Source organism: Gabonia massiliensis, from assembly GCF_001403595.1.
GTDB lineage: Bacteria > Bacteroidota > Bacteroidia > Bacteroidales > Coprobacteraceae > Coprobacter > Coprobacter secundus.
In genome coordinates this window covers 705,473-726,394 of sequence record NZ_LN877939.1, presented here as the reverse complement: position 1 = coordinate 726,394, position 20,922 = coordinate 705,473, and the positions used below count along the sequence as shown (strand labels likewise).

15 protein-coding genes, 1 tRNA gene and 1 pseudogene are annotated in these 20,922 nt (G+C 34.9%); 4 read left to right on the top strand and 13 right to left on the bottom strand.

Features of this window, described 5'->3' with window-relative positions; all coding sequences use genetic code 11:
• Positions 1 to 220: 220 nt before the first annotated feature.
• Genes BN2628_RS07730 through BN2628_RS07705 form a run of 6 tightly spaced genes read right to left on the bottom strand, consistent with a single transcriptional unit; the run spans position 221 to position 9,387 of the window.
• Positions 221 to 1,852: a PCMD domain-containing protein gene (locus tag BN2628_RS07730; protein ID WP_055096683.1), complete on the bottom strand. Its 1,632-nt coding sequence runs from the start codon at positions 1,850 to 1,852 to the stop codon at positions 221 to 223.
• 7 nt (positions 1,853 to 1,859) lie between these two features.
• Positions 1,860 to 2,723, bottom strand: a complete 864-nt coding sequence (locus BN2628_RS07725; RefSeq protein ID WP_055096682.1) for a hypothetical protein — start codon at positions 2,721 to 2,723, stop codon at positions 1,860 to 1,862.
• A 17-nt stretch (positions 2,724 to 2,740) separates the two neighbouring features.
• Entirely contained in the window at positions 2,741 to 3,481 is a 741-nt protein-coding gene (locus BN2628_RS07720) for a hypothetical protein (protein ID WP_044227811.1), read from the bottom strand.
• Positions 3,474 to 5,618, bottom strand: a complete 2,145-nt coding sequence (locus BN2628_RS07715) for a DUF4493 domain-containing protein (RefSeq protein WP_044227813.1) — start codon at positions 5,616 to 5,618, stop codon at positions 3,474 to 3,476. The genes BN2628_RS07720 and BN2628_RS07715 overlap by 8 nt, the downstream gene beginning before the upstream one ends.
• Positions 5,618 to 6,895 (bottom strand): DUF4493 domain-containing protein, encoded by a 1,278-nt coding sequence (locus tag BN2628_RS07710; protein WP_044227816.1) that lies wholly within the window; start codon positions 6,893 to 6,895, stop codon positions 5,618 to 5,620. Before BN2628_RS07710 ends, BN2628_RS07715 begins: the two co-directional genes overlap by 1 nt.
• Positions 6,896 to 6,924: 29 nt before the next feature.
• Positions 6,925 to 9,387, bottom strand: coding sequence for a DUF4493 domain-containing protein (locus tag BN2628_RS07705; protein ID WP_257606426.1), 2,463 nt, complete (start codon positions 9,385 to 9,387; stop codon positions 6,925 to 6,927).
• Between the two features lie 590 nt (positions 9,388 to 9,977).
• Here BN2628_RS07705 and BN2628_RS07695 point away from each other — a divergent pair.
• Positions 9,978 to 10,427 carry a DUF695 domain-containing protein gene (locus tag BN2628_RS07695; RefSeq protein ID WP_021931051.1) on the top strand — a complete coding sequence of 150 codons (450 nt, stop codon included), beginning with the start codon at positions 9,978 to 9,980 and terminating at the stop codon, positions 10,425 to 10,427.
• Between the two features lie 7 nt (positions 10,428 to 10,434).
• Here the strand turns inward: BN2628_RS07695 and BN2628_RS07690 are convergent, their stop codons facing one another.
• A complete protein-coding gene (locus tag BN2628_RS07690; protein WP_044227827.1) occupies positions 10,435 to 11,328 on the bottom strand; it encodes a glycosyltransferase family 2 protein in 894 nt (297 codons plus the stop codon).
• Between the two features lie 129 nt (positions 11,329 to 11,457).
• Positions 11,458 to 12,021, bottom strand: a complete 564-nt coding sequence (locus tag BN2628_RS07685) for a 30S ribosomal protein S16 (RefSeq protein ID WP_021931049.1) — start codon at positions 12,019 to 12,021, stop codon at positions 11,458 to 11,460.
• A gap of 341 nt (positions 12,022 to 12,362) precedes the next feature.
• Here BN2628_RS07685 and BN2628_RS07680 point away from each other — a divergent pair, with 341 nt between their 5' ends.
• The 3 genes from BN2628_RS07680 (at position 12,363) to BN2628_RS07670 (ending at position 16,287) form a co-directional block, all read left to right on the top strand.
• Positions 12,363 to 13,832 (top strand): chitobiase/beta-hexosaminidase C-terminal domain-containing protein, encoded by a 1,470-nt coding sequence (locus BN2628_RS07680; protein WP_044227830.1) that lies wholly within the window; start codon positions 12,363 to 12,365, stop codon positions 13,830 to 13,832.
• A 1-nt stretch (position 13,833) separates the two neighbouring features.
• Positions 13,834 to 14,847, top strand: a complete 1,014-nt coding sequence (locus tag BN2628_RS07675; RefSeq protein ID WP_044227833.1) for a T9SS type A sorting domain-containing protein — start codon at positions 13,834 to 13,836, stop codon at positions 14,845 to 14,847.
• 180 nt (positions 14,848 to 15,027) lie between these two features.
• Positions 15,028 to 16,287 (top strand): metal-dependent hydrolase family protein, encoded by a 1,260-nt coding sequence (locus BN2628_RS07670; RefSeq protein ID WP_044227836.1) that lies wholly within the window; start codon positions 15,028 to 15,030, stop codon positions 16,285 to 16,287.
• Positions 16,288 to 16,393: 106 nt separating this feature from the next.
• Here the strand turns inward: BN2628_RS07670 and BN2628_RS07665 are convergent.
• The 5 genes and pseudogenes from BN2628_RS07665 to BN2628_RS07645 form a co-directional block, all read right to left on the bottom strand.
• Positions 16,394 to 16,480: transfer RNA gene (locus tag BN2628_RS07665), tRNA-Ser, on the bottom strand.
• A 136-nt stretch (positions 16,481 to 16,616) separates the two neighbouring features.
• Positions 16,617 to 17,171, bottom strand: coding sequence for an HD domain-containing protein (locus tag BN2628_RS07660; protein WP_257606425.1), 555 nt, complete (start codon positions 17,169 to 17,171; stop codon positions 16,617 to 16,619).
• Between the two features lie 110 nt (positions 17,172 to 17,281).
• Positions 17,282 to 17,746, bottom strand: coding sequence for a MaoC family dehydratase (locus BN2628_RS07655; protein WP_044227841.1), 465 nt, complete (start codon positions 17,744 to 17,746; stop codon positions 17,282 to 17,284).
• Between the two features lie 205 nt (positions 17,747 to 17,951).
• Positions 17,952 to 18,800 (bottom strand): XRE family transcriptional regulator, encoded by an 849-nt coding sequence (locus BN2628_RS07650; protein WP_055096678.1) that lies wholly within the window; start codon positions 18,798 to 18,800, stop codon positions 17,952 to 17,954.
• A gap of 974 nt (positions 18,801 to 19,774) precedes the next feature.
• A pseudogene (locus BN2628_RS07645) lies at positions 19,775 to 20,898 on the bottom strand (AIR synthase-related protein).
• Positions 20,899 to 20,922 lie beyond the last annotated feature (24 nt).

Here is a 20,922-nt window from a genome sequence, read left to right as displayed (position 1 = left end):
TCTTTCTCGTTTCTCCTACTATTTTATATTTATAGATGACTATTCTAAATAGAAACTTTATACCCAAGATATTTGATATTCAGGATATATTTGATATTTGTTAAGAAAGTTTTGCTTAGATGAAAATAGTATAAATAACGATAATCTTCTTGGGGATAGAAAGTTTATAAAAATAAATATACCACAGACTTATAAATCTGTAGTATATCTATAGTTAATTTCAATAATCATATTCCAGTTCGAAATTATCAAGTAAAAGTGTTGCTCCATCAGCCCCAGTAAAGTAGTCCCCATATTTACTGGCAGAACAAACAATAACGAGATACTTAGGCTTTCTGTTTCTATTGTTGTTCCCATTAGTACAATTCCAAGAGTAATCCAGTTCTAATTCAAATGGTTGATAGCCATTTGTATTACTGCCTTGGCTTAATTCTGCATAGGCAATAATATGAGGATCTTTTTTGTTGAAAAGTTTACGTTTAGTTTTGTCTGTGCTGGTCTGGATGGTAACGGGTTCGTCCCAGTCTCCTAAAGCTATATATATAAAGCACGTATCCGGTTTCCCTAACAAATAGGAAAATTCTTCATATCCATTGCTATTATTATCTATAGCTGCTGTTGTATAGCTATAATATCCTTTAAGTTTAGTAGGATATGAAGAGAAAGGACGACCAAAAGACAGTATGCCGTCAAGTCCTACAGTTTCCATATATTCTCCTGCAAATAGATTTCCTGCAGCAAATTTACCTAAGCCAAATAATCCTACAAATTGAGATTTTAGTTGTGCTGCTTTTCCTGTACCATTATATGTTTCTTCTGTCGGTTCAGTCACATTTTTATTTAATGTTGATGAGCCGTGATTCCCACTATCCCAATACATTTCCTGTCCTTTTCCATAGACCAACCATATCTTTTTAGGTTTCTGCCAGTATTCGAATGAGCCATTTTCAAGAGGGATAGCTTTACCTGTAGTAAACATGATTTCTTCCCCATACTCTTCTCCTGAATAAGCTCGGTATATATAAGCTGTTTCAGCTTTTAATCCTGACAATCTTGCCGATAAAGTGCTGCTTGTAGTCTCTGACGGTATTGAACCTTGCCAGTCAGTTGCAGAAGCTTCTCGCCATTGGAATCCATTTTCTTGACCTTCTATTCCTTCTCCGGATAACCAGGCAACATTCACCCATGCAATCGCTTCATTTGTGGTAACATTGCTTTCTCTTTGAAATACAAAAAGTTTCCATTCTAAAGTTTGGTTATGGTAAGTTACATTGACACTTATGGAACCGGTAGAAAAATCGCAATATTGGTCTTTTAAATTGGGTGTCATATTAGTGATGTCAATGGGACCTAATTTTAAGTCTATAATTTTTACTTTTGTCAAATCCCCAGTGGTACCAATATAAGCTACGGCTTTTTGGTTTATTGGATCTATATATGCATTACCAATTTGACCTTCTACAGTAAATATATATTCTATATTTTGTTTTCCGATGATTGTCCATTCGTAATCTTGATATAGCGATATAACAACATCCAAAGGTTTGCTTAAATCAATTTCTCCTTTTAAAGGGGTTGAAGCTTGTGCATTGTCAGGAGTAAGTGTCACTTGTTTTATAGCAACTTTGTTAATATCAGTTTTTTCGTTAAGTTCGACGGTTACGGTACGTTTATCGTTGTCTATAATTGACTCTCCAATCTGGCCGTCAACAGTGAATGTTGCAAATCCGGCTTGGATGCGGGGATAGGGAATGTCGTTATTAAGGCATGAGCTCAACCCTATGAAAATGAGTAGTAATGAGCCTAATGCGACAAAATGGAGCGATATATGAAAAGTTAAGAATCGATTCATAACTGTATTATATATGTATAGTTATTCCAATATTGATATTGAATAGATTAATCTTGAAATTGGCTCCGCTGGATGTATGGGAACCTGTTTCTTCTTGGTTTGTTTTCTGTTTCTCATTGCGATATTTGAGCCCGAGCACTCCAAATGACACTTCTGTACTGACATTGTTCATGATAAATACAGATAATCCGGGGTTTAGACCCAATTGTACTTCGGTAATTGTTGTACGGGTATCTTTTCGACTTTCTTCGCCATCTTTTCCTCGGGTGAAACGAGTGCTGCCGTGTCCGACCGACAGGGATGTTTCGTTGAATACTGCAAAACGCATGTGTGTGTCGAGCCCGACATAAGAACGATGAAATATAGTACCGCTGAAAGTATCTTCCATTAGATACATATCTTTCATTGACAAGTCCAGGTCTTCAATATTAAGATTGAGATTGCCTAATCGTCCCATTGTTCGGGTATAGCCTAATTTAGCACCGACACATTGATTGTCTTTGAAAAAATATCCTATAAAAGGGTTGATTTTTACAGTGTATCCATAGAAATCAAAATCTTTTAATAAGGAAAGCAACATCCGGCTGTCTTTACTGTCAAAATTAGCATATGAAGCAGACATACCTCCCATCCATTGCTTTTTAGGGATAAATAAATAATTGGTGATTCCTCGGTTAAAACGCCCTACTGCTCGGCTGGTAAAGAATGTTTTACGGCCGAGAGGCAATGTTTTTATATTGTTGTAGGTTGTATCGTCTGTTATGGTATGGTTGGTAAAAATTGTATTGTTTTTTATCTCTTCCGATTGGGCAAGGAGGGATATCGGGGCATAACAGAGGAACAATAGTGTGAAAATATGCTTATTTATCATTTTCAATTTTGTTTCGTTTAGAGGTAAAAAGCTATACCTAATCCAATTGAGAATAAGTTTATTTTAAAATTTGCTGAACTTGACGAGTAATCGCCATTATAAATTTGGTCCGTTGTTTGTCGGGTTTTACTGTAATTTAGTCCTAATACTCCGATACTGACTTCTACTGTTGTATAATTATTGACAAATGCAACAAGTCCCGGTGCCATTCCAAATTGTAGGTCAGTAGATGAAGAGAATGTTCCTGATACAGATTCACCTTTTCCGTTTACGTACTTCGATTGGCTGCCTCCAATACTGAGCTGTGCTTCGTTGAAAAGGCCAAAACGGGCAGAACTTCCCAAACTTATGTAGTAACGCAGAATAGCCATTCCTGAATAAGAATGGCTTAACTTGTAAATATCTTTCGTATTGATATTCATATCATCATTGATACCTATATCGAGACGGTCTATTTTTGTTAGTGTGCGTTGATACATAGCTCGTCCTCCCGCTGCCAAATTATCTTTGAATGCATAGCATAAGACTGGGCTTATTTTGAAAGAATAACCACTGGCATCAAACCCGTCAATAACTAAAAATTTATAATTTTTATCGTCATACTGGGAGTAAGATATAGAACTTCCTACAATCCACTGACCTTTAGGGACAAAAGTATGTTGCTTTATTCCTCGGTCAAAGTCTCCTGCGTATACTGATAATACACTTATTCCGAATAAAATAAGTGTCCATATTTTTTTGTTTATTTTTCTATTCATAAGAGAGATTAAAATCGTCTAACCATAATGTACTTGTAGTACTTCCTGTAAAATAATCACCATATTTACTTGCACTGGCTACTACAATAATGTATTTGGGCTTACGTTCTTCCGACCGGTATTCTAACTTTATAGAAAAGTCTTTCCAATCGGTTTGTCCTTGAGTCAGATTTAGTTCTCCATAAGCAATGATGTGCTCATCGTTCGGATCAAATAATGTTTTATCTTTAGTCTTGATACGAACTGGAGTATCCCAATCTCCAATAGCAATATATATACATCCGATATCCGGAGTTCCTGATGTAATTCCTTCTGGGGTTCCGGAGCCTACGTAATCGATAGTTCCTTGATTGTATTTATAATATCCGGTAAGAGTTGCTGGACGATCAGTAAACGGGCGTCCAAAATCCAGAATACCATCAGTACCGTCTGTATCCACATATTCTCCCGCAAATAGGTTTCCTGCAGCAAACTTACCTATACCCAATATTCCTACAAACTGGGAAGATAACTTTACAGAACGATTTCCATTTACTTGGGTCGACTCATCGTAATTGGTAACATTTACCCCTAATGTAGAAGATCCGTGGTTTCCGCTATCCCAAAACATGCTCTCATTTTCTCCGTAAATCAGCCATATTTTACCACTTTGATGCCAGTTTTCAAAACTGTTGTTAGGTAATTGGGTTATATTTTCGGTAGTAAATGTGCTGGTTACTGATGATGCTTGTTGGCCATCTGTTGCAACTACTTCATAAGTCGTATTTGGTGTTAAATCTGTGATATCAGCATAAAAAGTATCTCCTGAGTCTATAGCTGGGACTGTAGTCCATTCGTCAGTCGTTCCTGATTTGCGATATCGGAATCCTAATTCGGCTTGAGTAGCTTTTATCTTTTTACCTTCTAAACGGGCTCTGTTGGTCCAGACGGTAACGGGATTTATTTCTTCGGTCAATACTGTTGCATTGGATACTATTAGCCTGAAGTCTTGAGTCCTACTTTTTTCAGCAATATCGGTGGCTGAGAAGGTAAATATATATTCTCCTTCAGGCAGGGGCTGCATGAGGGATTCTGCAAATTTTACTTTCAATAACGATTCTTCTTTTTCTACATTGTAAATGTATTCGTAGCTGATACCCAGATTTTCAAGATTTGTTTTTTCTCCTTCAGACATTGCCATAAAATCGAATGATGATGGAAAGATATTTAGTTGAGCAAATTGTTCACTGGATAGTACTGCGCTTTTGAGTTCTGATGTAGTATTAATAAATACTGTCCTTGCAATACCTTCTCCGATTTCCTGATATATGGGTTGGGTGATATCAAATTCATAGCCTGTTATATCAGGCCGTTGTCGTATATAAACATCTTCATTTACTTCAATGCGGCTTTCGTCTATTGTAATTTTGATAAATGCTCCACCTTCCTGATAATCTTCACCATTATTTGCAAAGGTTAGTTTATATTTATAGCAAGGTTTTACGTCTGTTATGGTTCCTGTATATTCAAATGAGTTGTTATTAATATCTTTAGCCGTTAACTTGTACTGTAATTCTGTCTCTCCGGCAGGCATCATAAAATAACCGGCGTTATCTTGTTTAGAGAAATCGAATGCCAATTCTCCGACTGACGACCATACGGTGACAACACAACTTTCCGGGTCAAGAAGTGTTGCGATATTATTATCGTATGTTACAGATACCAAAGTATTTGCCAGACTGCATATAACATTCGCTTCTGTAGATTGGCCTCCTTTTACTGTGAAAGTTTCGCTTCCTTTATAATAAGGTGTATCGAACGATGCATTTACAGAGTCTCCCGCTGTTACAATTACCTTGTAACTATCACTCGTCAAATGTAGTTCTGATGGTACATTTGACATTCCTTCATACTTTCGGATAAGGCCTTTGGAATTTCGGATATATATTTTGCAACTTTCTTCAAGTGATGCTTTGGTGAGTGCTCCTCGTGTAGTTGAGCGACCTAATTGTATAGGCACCATTTTGACGGCATCATCGACTCGAATTCCTAATTTAAGAATTCCTTCTCCTTCTGATAAAGATATGTCTTGTGTACAAGCGTATACCAATAGTATTACACATGAACATAAGATTTTATATATGATTTTCTTTTTCATTATTGAGTAATTATAATCAATGTCTCTGTTATAGATTTGTCATTGTTATCAGTAAGGTTTATGACAAATTGATGAGTTCCAGCTCCGTATATACCTAATAATGGGGTAAATTGTGTAATATTGAAGTCTAGTTCGGTTTTATTTATAACATCTTCTTTAACAGGAAATCCTAAGCCTTTGATTGCAGTTTCGAATTCTCCTGGATTTACCAAATCTAAATGATCTGTTAAACCCACTCCGGGAAGGACTGGAGCCAATTTTTCAGATACGATATCTACGTTCAGTTCTTTGATTCCGCTGGCAGCATTTATTTTTACGATGACAGGTATGCCCTCCTCTGGTATATTTGTTGGAAGAGTAATCGGATTCTTAATGTCAAAGGTCTTTCCGTTAAAATCTTTGCCACTGATGCTCATGTCATTTTCTCCTCCAGAGGGAGGATTCACTGGATCTTCTTCAATGAGATCTTCTTCTATAGTGATGTTAAAATTTTTGTCTACAATTATAGCTGTGGCATCTAAGTCTATAGATGGATTGAGAGTGCCATTTTCTAAATTTCCGTCAGGATTTGTAGATTTGAGTTTAAATGTGATGGTTAATGTTTGAGTATCTTTCGATACCTTGCCATTTGCCGTTTGTAGCGTAGCTATACCATCAACAAGTCCATTAAAGTAAGCTGCATAGAAGATGTTGTCATCTTGGTCTGGTTCAGCATAGAAATAACCGGCTATATTTTGGTCTTTTTGTGTCTTGGTATATGTTAAGGAACCTTTGCCTATCTCAACCGTTACTTTGTAATTGTCGTCCATTAAGGCAAGAAGCTTATCTTCGAATTCTATTTTTACTTCTAAATTTTTCAGTTTACATGTCACACCGACATTTTCTGTAATTTTATTTTCTTCAATAGTAAAATCTGATTCTCCATAATACCATGGTTTATCCCATTCTGCCGGTTGTACATTGTGTGAACTGGCCGTCAGTTTGTAATTCCCCACCTTTAAGACAATACCATCTTCACTTATTTCATTGTATTTTAGTAATTCAACTTGGTCCCCGTTTTCTTTATAGATGCCAATAAGATATTCATCAGTATTTATGGAACGTGTAGTTGTCAATTGAGGTTTTGAAAGTCGCCCAGTAGGTCCGTCTTGTTCATTGCTTGAGCTATTTCCGATAGAAGACGATGTAAGCTCATAGTCGAGTTTTTCTCTGTCACAAGATGTCGTTAAAAATAGCCCGGCAAAAATAACCAATGTAATTATATATATTTTTCTCATAATACTATATTTTCTATGTTGTAAGAATCTTAATATGTTAAGGATATGTCATCGATATATAAATTACTTCCTTCGTAATGAGTGTAACCGTCGATTTCTCCATTCTCGACAAGGCTTTTGAGATTTGATGTTTCTGTCCCTTCTTCATCAGAACAAGCTGCTGAAGAGGAAAATGCTATATACATATGTGTAGCTTTTAAGCTGGTGTTAGTATATGTAATCGGTATTGTATTTTCTGTGAATTCGGTCGTCTCTCCTCCAGTTATTTCTCCTGCTCCTAAACGGATGATTTCACCGTTTGTCCTACTCTCGACGACGACCCATGCTTTGAAATTATCACTTCCGTTTGGTAGATATTTATACCAAAATTTGACGCATGCGGGTCGGGAGGTGAATGGCTGTCCGTAGTTATAGGTATCTTTATTATTGTTATGGTCAAAACTATATGTTCCCATAAATAGTTTTCCGGCAGCAACATGCTTGAGGTTTATTCCTGAGTTTCCGGAACCATTATCCCAGCCCACTGTACGAATCAGGGCACAGTTACCGGTGCGTCCTGTACGTTTTAATGTTGACGGAACAATATTATATGTAGATTTCACATTAGGGCTTCCTTCAAATGTTTTTTGATTTACACAAGCCCAATATGACTCCGGATAGTTTGCTGTAACATCTACGTAAGACCAGAATGATGCTCCGTTCATTAAACTTTTTCGAGTATTATCTGTCCATTTTTCAAGACTGGGATCTTCTAAACTAAGTTCTTCTTCTGTCAGGAATGATTGCGATTCGCTGAATTCATTCTCCATGCATGAAGCTTTAACATGATATGTTGTAGCAGCAGATAAGGACTCTATCAAATAATATCCGTTTTCTGTAGAAGCATTGGTCTTTTTCCAATCATTTCCGTCATTCGATAAATATATATTGGCATATTTGTTGATAACCTCTTGATATTTGCTATCTGAAGCTTTTAATGAGATAGTACTCTTATGAGCCCATACATCTGCTGGATTTATTGTAATTGAGTATTCGGGAACTTTAACGTTCAGCTTCTTTTCTTCCGAGTTTTTCTTGTCTCGATAAGTTGCTAAAATGCTGACGGGCTCATTTGCAGTAATGATATTTGCTTTTATATAACTATTTCCGTCAACAGAGACTGCTTCGTTATTACTGCATTCTTGCCAGACTCCGGCATAGAGATATTTTATTTTTATCTGATCGAGTTCTCCATTTGTTTGTATAGGAATAAGTGCTTCATTACTACCTATATATACTGGGTCGGGATCATTTAAGGTTATTTCTAATGGGGTATTTTTTATTTTTAATACAACCGGTTCATTTACTTTTCCGAATTTATCTTTAATGACTACTCCAAATTCATGTGTATCTGAATTGTCGGCAATCATCAGTTCAGGAATCAAGTTGGTGAAGTCAATGACTGCCATGGTACGTTCGCCTTTTGTATTTTTCAGCCAGTTTACTTTTAGTCCGTTATTTGTTAGGTTTTGGATATCGGCGTTAGCCAAATCTATTTCTGCAGGCCATCCATGAGACAGAAGATAGGCTGAGTTTGTAGTTAATGTACAAGTTGAAATTCCACCTCGGGCGTTAATCATTGTATTTACAGATGGGGCCGAAACTTCTCCAAGTTCTATTATTTCTTGTGCTATATTTGACTCGAAGCCTTCGTTAATAGCGTAAGGTGGCTTAGAATTCCAAAAATCTTCAGATAAATCGATAGTAATAGGTTTTTCGGTAGTTGAGTTATCGAATGATATTAATAGTTGTGCATCGCCAACCTCTCCATTATTTACATCAAATTTTAGTCGGTAATGTTCTTTTCCTATAGCACCCGTAATAGTGGATGGCTCGAATGTTGTAGTTTTGCCATCTTGTTTGGTCATTGAAAGAATGATGCTTATATCACCTGGTTTTATATAGGCAGAACGGGTTTCGTCTTTATCGAATTTTATATATTTACCGCCGTTTACATGTATTGTTGCAGAATAATCGGTAAAATATTTTTTAAATGCGTCGGTGTAATCGATAGAAACTTTTACGTTGGCGAGATAACATGTTACATCAAGAACTGATTCTTGCTTGTTGGCTATAGTAAAAGGAGAAGTCCCTTCATAGTAGGGTAAGTCGAAACCTTCTTCTTCAATATTGCCATATGATGCTTTTAGTGAGTATGTACCTATTGGATATTGAGTATCAGGGGTATATTGGCTAAATTTTTCCCACTCTTTATAAACTCCACCTTGAGCATCAAAAATGGATATTTTGAAATCACTTGTAGACGGGAGAATTGTTTCTGATACAGTATTGTCTATTTCAGAACGAGTTATTGATGTTACTTCGTTTACCTTGTAGTCGGCTGATATACCTAATGTTAGCGACCCATAACCTGCAATTTCCTTATCGTTTTCGATACATGCTAAACACAGTAGAGCACATACGCTACATACAAAAAGTATTTTGAGTTTCATTTGTTTCTGGGTTAATTGCAATTTTATCATTATATACTCGGAAATTTTTACCAATTGTATATTTCCCGTTTGTACTTGACCATATATCTATCAATTTGCTACTGGATATTCATACGTTTTCAACGTACAAATTGTTTACAAATATAAGCAAAATAATCGATTTGCCTTTTATTTACCTTGATTTTGACTCATTTGCAGTAGTTTTTGCAAAGATAAAAGTCTATTTATTCTACATAGTTTTTGTGTATTACCATTTCATTTGGATATTTATATTTAATATTTATATTTATATTTCATTTGAATTTTGTATATCTCTTAAATAATGAAATTCGCTTTTTATTAAAGAATCTTTTAAATTCGGGACAAAATTAGAATATTGTATTTAATAAATAAATGTCTATTTATTAGAATTTGTAGTCTATTTTTAATATATCCCTATTCCAAAACAAATGTTTGATACAAAAAAGTATTCTATTTTTAAAAAAAAGATAGAGATTTGATATGTTTTTTATCCATCTCCTGATTAAGATTAATGAGAACTTTATCTGTATTTTTATGAAACTTGGCTATCTTTGTGAAAAAGATAAATTATGAAGTTGACAGATATATGGTTTACGGCATTGGCCGAAAGTGAGGATGGCCAAATGATTGTGGTTTCCGGTCGTGATAATATTTCTGATTTTAGGAAATCAGGCAAGTTTAGAGAGCGGGCGGAAGTTACGTGGTCATATCGTTCTGCTATTAATGGTATGCCTTCAGAAGAAGAAGCTAAGAAGATGGAGGAAGTACAGCTTGTCTTGCAACGCTCTATGGAAAAGAATAAATTGGCAATACTTACAGGTGTATATACTGGAGCGGGTGAACGAACATGGGTCTTTTATACCCGTAATGTCCCGGCATTTGGTCAGATGTTGAATGATGCACTTGCTGATTTTGAACGGTTACCATTGTCTATATATACAGAAAAAGACTTAGAATGGGCTGAATATCAAGAGATGTATGAGTCAAAACCGGAAGAGGGGAGTGATGATTTTGAATAATAATAGATTATTTATTGTTTTGCATCGATGTACAGAGATAAGCGAGCTTATAAAAGTCGAAGACGATGAGGCTGGGTTTTTTATTTGTTATTAAATATTTTTCAATAAGGGGCCTTATTGATGTAAATAGGAAGGATATCGGGATATGTAGAGGTTTAATTTTCTTATAAAATGAAAGAATTTTTATTTTATTAGATAATTGGGAAGAATATTCTGCTCTTTCGTATAGTTCTTTAAGAGATAGGATGGATTGTTGTGTCTTTTGTAGAAAAATGATATTGTTCTCGATGCCTTTGTGATATAGAGGATTGTTGATATGTAAGATTTCTTTTTTTTCTTTTTCTAACATAATACCAAATAAAGTATCTTCATGTCCGTATTTGGTAATTGATTCATCGAATTTGATAGCCAAAAATACTTTTTTAGGAATTAGCATATTGAAAGAGGTAAAAGCTTGATATGGAGTCTTATTGCGTGTTTGTGCAGATTTTTCTTCTCTTTTATGTCCATATTGGAAACGAAGGCTTTTTTCTGGAGTATAGTCTTTGATATCATATAAAAGGCCTCCGCAGATTATTTTGTCAGATGGGAGGAATGGAAGATATTTCGCAATATAATTGTTACATGTTCCGGCATCGCAGTCAATGAATAGAAGGTACTCATATTTTGCTTCTTGAGCTAACTGGTTACGTATTGCGGAGCGTCCGATGTTGGTGGATAAGGCCGTAAAGTGTACAAATTGGAGTGTCGATAGACTTTGATTTTCTTTTTGAAAATGGTCGGAACAATCGTCGATTAGCCGGATTTCAAAAGGGATGTCCGATACAGTACATTGTTTGTGTAAGTCTTTGACTAAAGAACGGCAATCGTAGTTGTATATTGGAATAAGAATAGAAAGCATGTCATATATAAAATTGTTCGGCTGCTTTCAAAGGTAGAAAAAATCAACTAACAATAAAAGAGGTATTATAAAAAAAACATATTCCTTCTTCATGAGGGAATATGTTCTTTAAGTATGCTGTATAAATTTTTATTCAGCACTTTCGGTAGCCGGGGCATCAGCAACAGGTGTTTCTTCTGCTGGAGCGGCTGTTTCTTCACTTGTAGCAGCTGCGGCAGCTTCAGCGGCAGCTTTTTCAGCTTTTTTCTTTGCTACTTCTTCAGCAATAGCTTTGTTTACTTCTTTTTCAGCTTCTAAGCGTTTTTTTGCTTCAGCAGCTTTTGCTTCATTTACTTTTGCTTTTACTGATTCGATAACAGATTGTTTGTTTTTCAACCAAGCGTTGAAACGATTTTCTGCTTCCTCCATTGAGAACGCACCTTTTTTAACACCGCCCAATAAATGTTTTTTCAGTAACACTCCTTGTGCTGATAAAATGTTACGGGCAGTATCGGTGGGTTGAGCACCGGTTTGAAGCCAATACAAAGCTCTATCGAAATTCAAATTTATTGTAGCAGGATTAGTGTTCGGATTATAAGAACCTATCCTTTCAATAAATTTACCATCACGTGGTGCCCTGCTATCGGCGATTACAATTTGATAAAACGGATAACCTTTGCGTCCGAATCTCTGTAATCTAATTTTTGTTGCCATTTGAAATTTGTTAATTAGTTAATATTTTGCATTAGCGGTGCAAATGTACTATATTTTTTTGTATCACAAAACAATGTTTCTCAAAAACTTCCGAATTTAGANTCTTTCTATTATAGTTTTGTCTATGGTATTATGATAAAAAGGGCTAATTCTAATGTTAGGACTCTTCTGAGTAAGCTGTATTTAGAAACTTTTCTTCCTATTTTAAGAATAATTTTTTCTTTTATAGATTTATATAAATAGTAATAAATAAATTAAGATAATAATTTGTGGATATCTCTTAAATTCTGTAATTTTGAAATTTAATAATATATTATTAACTAACCAAAATATAATTAATTATGAAAAAAATTACTCAGAGATTTTTATTGACTCTTGCAATGTGTGTAGGGGTATGTGTAAGTGCTTTTGCTCAAGCTTCGCTTCCGTTTAATTTTGATGGTGGAGCTAACGACATTAAGGATGTGGAAGGTTTGACTTCTGAAAATATCGGAGCAGATTATAAAGATAGCCCGAAATTGAGATTTGAAAATAAGACAGGTAATGGGTTGCTTATTTTGAATTTTACTGGAGCACCAGAAGAACTTAGTTACTCTATAAAATGGAATGGTTCAGGAACATTTGGCAAATTTACTGTATCGGTATCAGAGAATGGAACTGATTATACTGTTATTAAAACGTATGAAAATGGTGATCTAAAGTCTAATGCAGTACTTAAAGAAAAGGTAGCGATAGATAATAAAAGTGTTCGTTATATAAAATGGTATTATGATGAAAAAGCTAGTGGAAATATCGGACTTGGAGCTATATCGTTGACGGCTGGTGTAGCAGAAGATGTAGTCGAGGCACCTGTATTCGATGTTGTGGGGGCGTTGAACGGATATGAAAAATACATAGAGAAAGCAACAGTAGAACTTACTTCTGCGACAGAGGGAGCTAAAATTTATTATAATATAAATTCTGGTGAAGTGCCTTCTGCCACTTCGACAGAATATACAGCTCCGATACCGGTAACTGAGTCATCAACGATAAAAGCTATTGCTATCAAAGATGGTAAAAGCAGTACTGTAATAACTCGAGAAATTTCTGTTGATGCAAATGATGTAGTAACATTGCCTTATCTTCAAAAATTTGACGGGTCATTAGCAGACTGGTATCCTTGTAGTATTAATGGAGAGCAAGTTTGGGCTGCAGCGTCTTATCAAGAGACGACATATGCCAAGATATCTGGATATTTAAGCGGATCAAGATTTGAAAATGAAGATTGGTTGATTTCTCCGGCTATTCCTGCAGGAAAAATAGTCGTTAATTTTGAGAGTGCGCAAAATAAAGAATCTGATGGGACAGGTATCGGTTTTGCTTATTCGTTTGATTATGATGGGTACTCTGATCCGACTACGGCTTCTTGGACTTTTGTTACTGAAGGTATAACGTGGTCACCTGTTGGCGAGACATATGCTATAACTCCTTCTGGAGATATTGAGATAGATAATACGACGGAGAACCCTACTCATATAGCATATAAATATACGTCGTCGAACGAGGTTGCTAATACATGGCAGATTTATAATGTAAGTATTGATAAAAAAGAAACTGTATCAGTAGAAACTGAGACGGTATCAGATATTGATGTATATACAGCTAATGGCAATATTTATATTAAGGGAGCTGATGGTAAAAATGTAAATATTTATAATATGCAGGGACAAGAAATAAAAGCTTTTAAGGCTGATGCGGAAAGTGTAGTTCCTGTTGTTAAAGGTATTTATATCATAAAAGTCGACGGAAAGGCTGTGAAGGTAATTTTGTGATATGAGAATATTATGTGATATGTGTAAAAAGGCGTGGAGTTTCCACGTCTTTTTCTTTGTTGGTCTTTTTTCAGTTTTTACATTGTCAGCGCAAGAAATCTGGACAGAAAATTTTGATTATAATATAGGTGATTTATTGACAGAGCATGGATGGATAGCTAATGTTTCGGGTGAACCTGCTATGGTAGTTTCTGGATTGTCTTTTGATGGATATGCAGCCACGGGGATAGGGGGTGCTGTGCAATTGGAAGGTGATGGGGAAGCCGTATATACTCCTTTTCCTAAAGTGAGCAAGGGAAGTGTATATGCTGCTTTTCTTGTGCAGATTAATGGAGCAGGAGGAGCTAATGGCCAATATTTTTTACATCTTTGGGATGGGGAGTTACCTACATGGATGGGAGGTACTAGTACCAAGTTTGATTATGATGCACGAGTATATTGTAGTAATGATGGTAAGAATATAGGACTGTCCTTTTCCGATAATCAAAAAGCTTTGTATACGACTTCTGATTTTATAGATAAATATCGTACATATTTAATGGTTTTAAAGTATGAAGTTGTTCCTGGAAATAATAATGATAAAGTGAGTTTATATGTTTTTGATTCGATGACTTCAGAAGTAGAGCCTGAAAATCCTACCCTTGGACCTATTGTGAGCACCTCGGGAGATAAAGATGATATATTCCCGGCGGGTATCGGTTTACGTCAGGGCCATCAAGATATAAATATTATAGTAGATGGTATACGGGTTGCGACTTCATGGGAAGCTGCTGTATTGGGGAAAACCTCTGATATAGGAAAATCAACATTGGAGTGTCCGCGAATATGGTTGTCTGAAAATAAAATTTGGGTATCGAGTCTTGTTGCAGAGAATGTTTATCTATACAATATTACGGGAGAGCAGGTTGCGGTTCAGTATTGTAATGTAGGAAAGAATGTTTTGGATGTTAGCTTGGAAAGTGGAATATATTTGATAAAAATATCAGGTAAGACATACAAAATAGTTATACCTTAAATTATTTAATAAAATGTTGTTATTGGCCTGCAGATATCTTGTTACAAGATATCTGCAGGCCAGTCTATTTTATGATATTTATGGTTTTTATATATAAAAATTCGTACATTATTTAATGTGAGTGAACCAATGATTATGTTTTGAGGTTTTTTATATGGATGAATTGAAAAACGATAGAAAATGGCAAATAGTAGTATATTGATTAATGATGTGTTGGTTTTCAACGGGTGTAATAAAGATGTTTTCCGTGCTAATATTTTCGTAGAAGATAGTTTGATAAGGAAAATCTCAGAGCAGGATATTATTGTTCCAGAAAGCACTTTGGTAATTGATGGAAAGGGTAAATTTTTAATGCCTGGATTGATAGATGCTCATTGGCATACTTTTATGTCAAGTAATACAATGATAGACCTTCTGACTGCAGATTCTGCTTATACACAGATTAAAGCTATTAAGGAAGCTGAGAATACATTGTTAAGAGGTTTTACAACAGTACGTGATGCGGGAGGACCGGTGTTTGGTATAAAGAGAGCTATTGATGAGCAGATATTGCCGGGACCTCGTATATATCCATGTGGAGCTATTATTTCACAGACTGGCGGTCATGGAGATTTCAGAGCTGTGTATGAAGAACCTCGTCCGTTTGATTGTTGTAAATTGAGCCATACTGAGGAGATTGGAGCTGCTATTATTGCTGATGGTGTTGATGCTGTTACTGTCGCTGCTCGTAACAATATCCGGTTGGGGGCAAGTCAGATAAAGTTGATGACGGGGGGTGGAGTGGCATCTCTGTATGATCAGCTGGAAGATACACAGTTTTTTGAAGAAGAAATTAGGGCTGCGGTTAAAGCTGCGGAGGATGTTGGTACTTATGTTATGGTTCATGTTTATGTTCCGAGAGCTATAAAGCGTGCTGTTTTGGCTGGAGTTAAAAGCATAGAACATGGGCATTTGATAGATGAGCCGACAATGGAATTTATGGCACAGAAGGGAACGTGGCTTAGTATGCAACCTTTTACCTATAACGATAATCAATATCCAAGTAAGGCTCAGCAAGATAAACATAAAATAGTGGTAGATGGTACCGACCATACCTACAATCTGGCCAAAAAATATCAGGTGAAATTGGCTTGGGGCACAGATTTGCTTTTTAATCCAATGAATACGAAAAATCAGAACCAAGGGATTTTGAAATTGCAAAAATGGTTTACAAATTATGAAATATTAAGGATGGTCACGTATGGCAATGCTCAATTATTATCTCTTTCTGGTTCTCGTAATCCCTATCCTGGTAGGTTGGGCATAATTGAAGAGAATGCTTGGGCCGATATGATAATATTGGATGGTAATGCGATGGATAATATTGATTTATTAGGAGACCCGGGAAAAAATATACTTTTAATTATGAAAGGTGGTGAAATATTTAAAAATATATTATAGGGAAGAGTATCTTAATTATATGCTATTCAGCATTGAAGGGAAGCAAGTCTTTGGTTTGTATAATGAAAAAACTTGTAAATAAATTTATTTACAAGTTTTTTGTCAGCGGAAGGAGGGGGATTCGAACCCCCGGTACCGTTACCAGTACGACAGTTTAGCAAACTGTTGGTTTCAGCCACTCACCCATCCTTCCTTTGTGAGCTTTTCTCGACTAAATCGGTGCAAAGATAGGCAATTTTGCGTATTTGCCAAATATAATGTTGTTTTTCTTTTTTTATTCTTTATAAGGATGTGTGTAACGTTCTGTTTTACAGTTAAGGAAGATTCTATTATTTTGTTTCAATATTTTGTTTTGCATTCCTTATTTTTAATAAGGAATCGTTGTTAATTTCTTTTTTAAGATTTTCCATGTATGGGGAGAATTTTACCTCATCAGAACCATAGCTTAGGTTGAGTTCATATTCCAATGGAAGCCATGTGGATATATCGGCTTCATTATGTTGTATGATAGCTTCCATCTTGTCTAATGCTTTGTATATTTTAGATTCAAGAGTGACTAAATCATTCATTTCTTGAAATAGGTTAGTCAATTTTTTTTGGTAGTATTGAGGCAGTGATTTGACTAATCGGGATATTTCCAGATTTTCGACGGATTCGTCTTTAGAGGTTTTTAGAAAAGCCGGTATGTCACCAGTGATAGCTTCTCCAAGATCATGGAATATACACATTAATATCACTTTTTGTATATCTGCTTCTGGAAATTCGTCTTGAACGAAATAGGCCATCATTGATAATCGCCAACTATGTTCAGCTACGCTTTCCTGTCGATGAGTGGATGTCCATGAATGTCGGGTATTGCATTTCATTTTTTCTGCAATCGCCATTAAATTTATAAAATCCTTGGGTAACATATATTTATGACAAATAAATGTAGAATAAATAATGCGATAACTTAAGATAAAGCTACCGCATTTGTAAGAGTTACTTGTTTGTTTTATTTAAAATGGTAGAGGAATATTACTGTAGCGTCAAGTGCCGTTTTTTTACAGTCTTTTATTTCTAAAGAGACCTTGATTTCGGCTTTGGCGATACCTCTTAAATTAATGAGTGAAACCAGTTTTGCTCTTATTCTTACATCGCTGTCTACTAATACTGGTTGGTTGAACCGAAGCTTTTCTATGCCGTAGTTTACCAGCATCTTTACATTGTTGACTTGTATTATTTGTCCCCAAAGGTAAGGTAATATAGAGAGATTTAGATATCCGTGGGCTATGGTTGTATGAAATGGGCTTTCTGCTTTTGCTTTTTCGACATCCACATGTATCCACTGGTGGTCAAATGTTGCATCGGCAAATTGATTTATTTGCTCTTGGGTGATTTTCAGATAGTCTGATACACCTAGTTCTTGTCCGACATATTTTTCGAACTCTTCGTAACTGTTAATAACTAATTGGCTCATTATAATGATTTTTATTTCCTGATATAAATATTTTTTGTTTAATAATTAATTACAAATTATTTTGATATAATTTGTAAAAGAAATAAATAATATAAATTTCTTTATTATTAAACTGATACAAAAATACACATTTCTTTATTTAAGAAGACACATTAACAATTGATTAATTAATTATTAACATATTTCAGGAATTATTGAGGATGCCTTATTGTTGTTTCATTTTTTTTGAATTTAGAAATTTTCTTAAGGTATTTTTGATGTCAGAAATATCATTTTGTAATGTTTCAATATTATTTGTGACCGTAAGAGATGTTGGTAAATCGACTGAAAGAAGCATCTCGAAATGCCATATCGAATCTATTTCGTTTAGAGATAAGGTCATATCGGGATATAAACTTTTATTCGGATTATCAGAGATGCAAATAATGGTATTTTTCTTCAAGCTTTTCCTTATTCTTCTTATAAAAATATTTTTGCAGTTGTCAATAATAACATATATATCGTTATTGGATATATTTTCTTTTTTATTGGAAACTTGGCTCACAATAAGATAGGACTGGAATGGTAAGGTCGGAAACATAGAGTTATCATTCACTTGAGTACATAGATGGAATGTGTCATTATTCAAGATAAATGATGGCAAGGACAAGAAGGGTAAGTTGTTGTAGTTGTCGGGATTATTGCCTTTTTGGATAATCTCTGTGAGCTCTTCAATTGGGATACGGATATTCCTTGTTGTGTATAATGGCAAATCGCTGGTTTGAGAGGGTAGTTCTTCTTCGAGTTCTTTGTATCGGAATGTTTGTTGGGGTGGTAATATCATGCTACCTTCTCCGGTAATGAGCCATCTTAAGTTTATATCGGTAAATGTTAATGCAATTTTTTCTAAAACTTGATATGAAGGATATGTTTGTCTGCCTTTTAAAATGTGATGTAGAGTTTGAGGTTGAATTCCAACTTTTTTACTGAAAGAATTCTTGTTTAATTTCTTTATTTCGATGATTTGACTTATCCTCTCCCGTACATCCATAGGAAAATGTTTATATTTTAACATATTTTATATAGGAAAATGTTTGTATGTGCAAACAAATTCCTATATTTGCATTGTAAAATGGTATACAAATGTAATAATTAATATTTTATATCGAGAATAAGGTAGTATGATTTTTTTAACCGGTATATTTATCGGAGGATATTATTATATCTTTTTCTTTTGAAAATCAGAAGTAAAGAAATACATCACATTATATTATAATAGAGCCGGAAGGTCATAGTATGGGCAACGATGCATTCGTTCTCTAACGTAGTGCGCAGTTGCCCTTTTGTGGTAAGAAATTATAGTAGTATAACCTGTTTTTATGCTATTTTCAAACATTTATTTTTACTTTCATTGTATTTTGTTTATTTGTACTTATTTTCAGTAATAATTTATAGACGTATTACTTTTTGAGATAGTTTTTGTTATAAAAAGTAGTGTGCAGTAGTAGAAGAAAACCTTCAGTTTTGAAGATAATAAGAAGGGGCATTCATTAACTTTAAAGTAGAAGGCTCGGCTAAGACCCAACATAGATTAAAGTCTGTTTGCCCCTTTTTATAAAATGTTATAGTATATTTGTTTTTTTGATAAATGTATATTATTGTACATTAGGATGTTATAAAAACTGTTTTATCCCTATCCATGTTTTTAAAGTTTAACTGACTTTGCTCTTTAGGTAAAGCATAATTTGCATATAAAAGTCTTTATCGCTATCTCAAATTATATAAATGTCGCGTTTACTAAGTGCAGATTTCGTTTATTTTTATTATTCTTGGCTTTATTTGTGTATAAATATTTTTTTAGTATTACGTAGAATATTAATTAGAAGTAGAAATTATATATAATAATATTCCTTAACAAAAATGTGATATGTGTTTGATAAAGAGTAAGGTTAAGGTTTACAAAGAATATCTATAATACTTGTCCTTTTGCAGATAAGGACGAGTATTATAAATATTTTTGTTTATTCAAGTTGTCGTAATTTTTTAGAACTAATATTTGAATTCTCCGAATTCGGATTCTATGATAAGTTCATTTTTATTTGAAGCTTCTACATAACCTACAACTTGCGCATCGATTCCAAATGAGCGGGTTATGTCTATTACATTTTGGGCATGTTGTGGTGCAATATATATTTCCATGCGATGTCCCATATTGAAGACTTTATACATCTCTTGCCAATCTGTTCCTGATTGTTCTTGTATAATTTTAAATAAAGGAGGTACTGGAAATAAGTTGTTTTTAGTAATTTTTAGATTCTCGACAAAATGCATGACTTTTGTTTGTGCTCCACCAGAGCAGTGTACCATGCCATGTATAAGAGGACGCATTTGGTCAAGTAGTTTTTTGATAACAGGAGCGTAGGTGCGGGTGGGGGATAATACCAGTTTTCCGGCATCTATGCCCAACTCTTTAATTTGATCGGTTAGTTTGAGATTCCCTGAATAGACAAGGGCTTCGGGAACAGCTGCATCGTAACTTTCAGGATATTTTTTTGCCAGGTATTTGGAAAATACGTCATGCCGGGCCGATGTAAGTCCGTTACTACCCATACCTCCGTTATATTCTTTTTCGTAAGAAGCTTGTCCATATGAGGACATCCCTACGATAACGTCTCCAGGTTGTATGTTGTGGTTTGAAATAACATCAGTTCTCTTCATTCGGCATGTAACGGTACTATCAACGATAATTGTGCGTACTAAATCTCCGACATCAGCAGTTTCACCCCCAGTTGCATAAGCATTTACACCAAGTTCTCGGAGCTCGGAGAGAAGTTCATCTGTTCCGTTTATAATAGCCGAGATGATTTCTCCAGGGATAAGCAGTTTGTTTCGGCCGATAGTTNGTCAATATTCATGATAAGAGCATCTTGGGCGATACCTTTCCATACAGATAAATCTCCGGTTTCTTTCCAATACATGTAAGCTAAAGCCGATTTAGTTCCGGCTCCGTCGGCATGCATAATATTACAATATGCTGGATCCCCACCTAATATATCTGGAATAATTTTGCAAAATGCTTTGGGAAATATTCCTTTATCAATGTTTTTAATAGCATTATGTACATCTTCTTTGGATGCAGAGACTCCTCTCAGATTATAACGTTGATCGCTCATGATGATTTTATTCTTGTTTTGCTT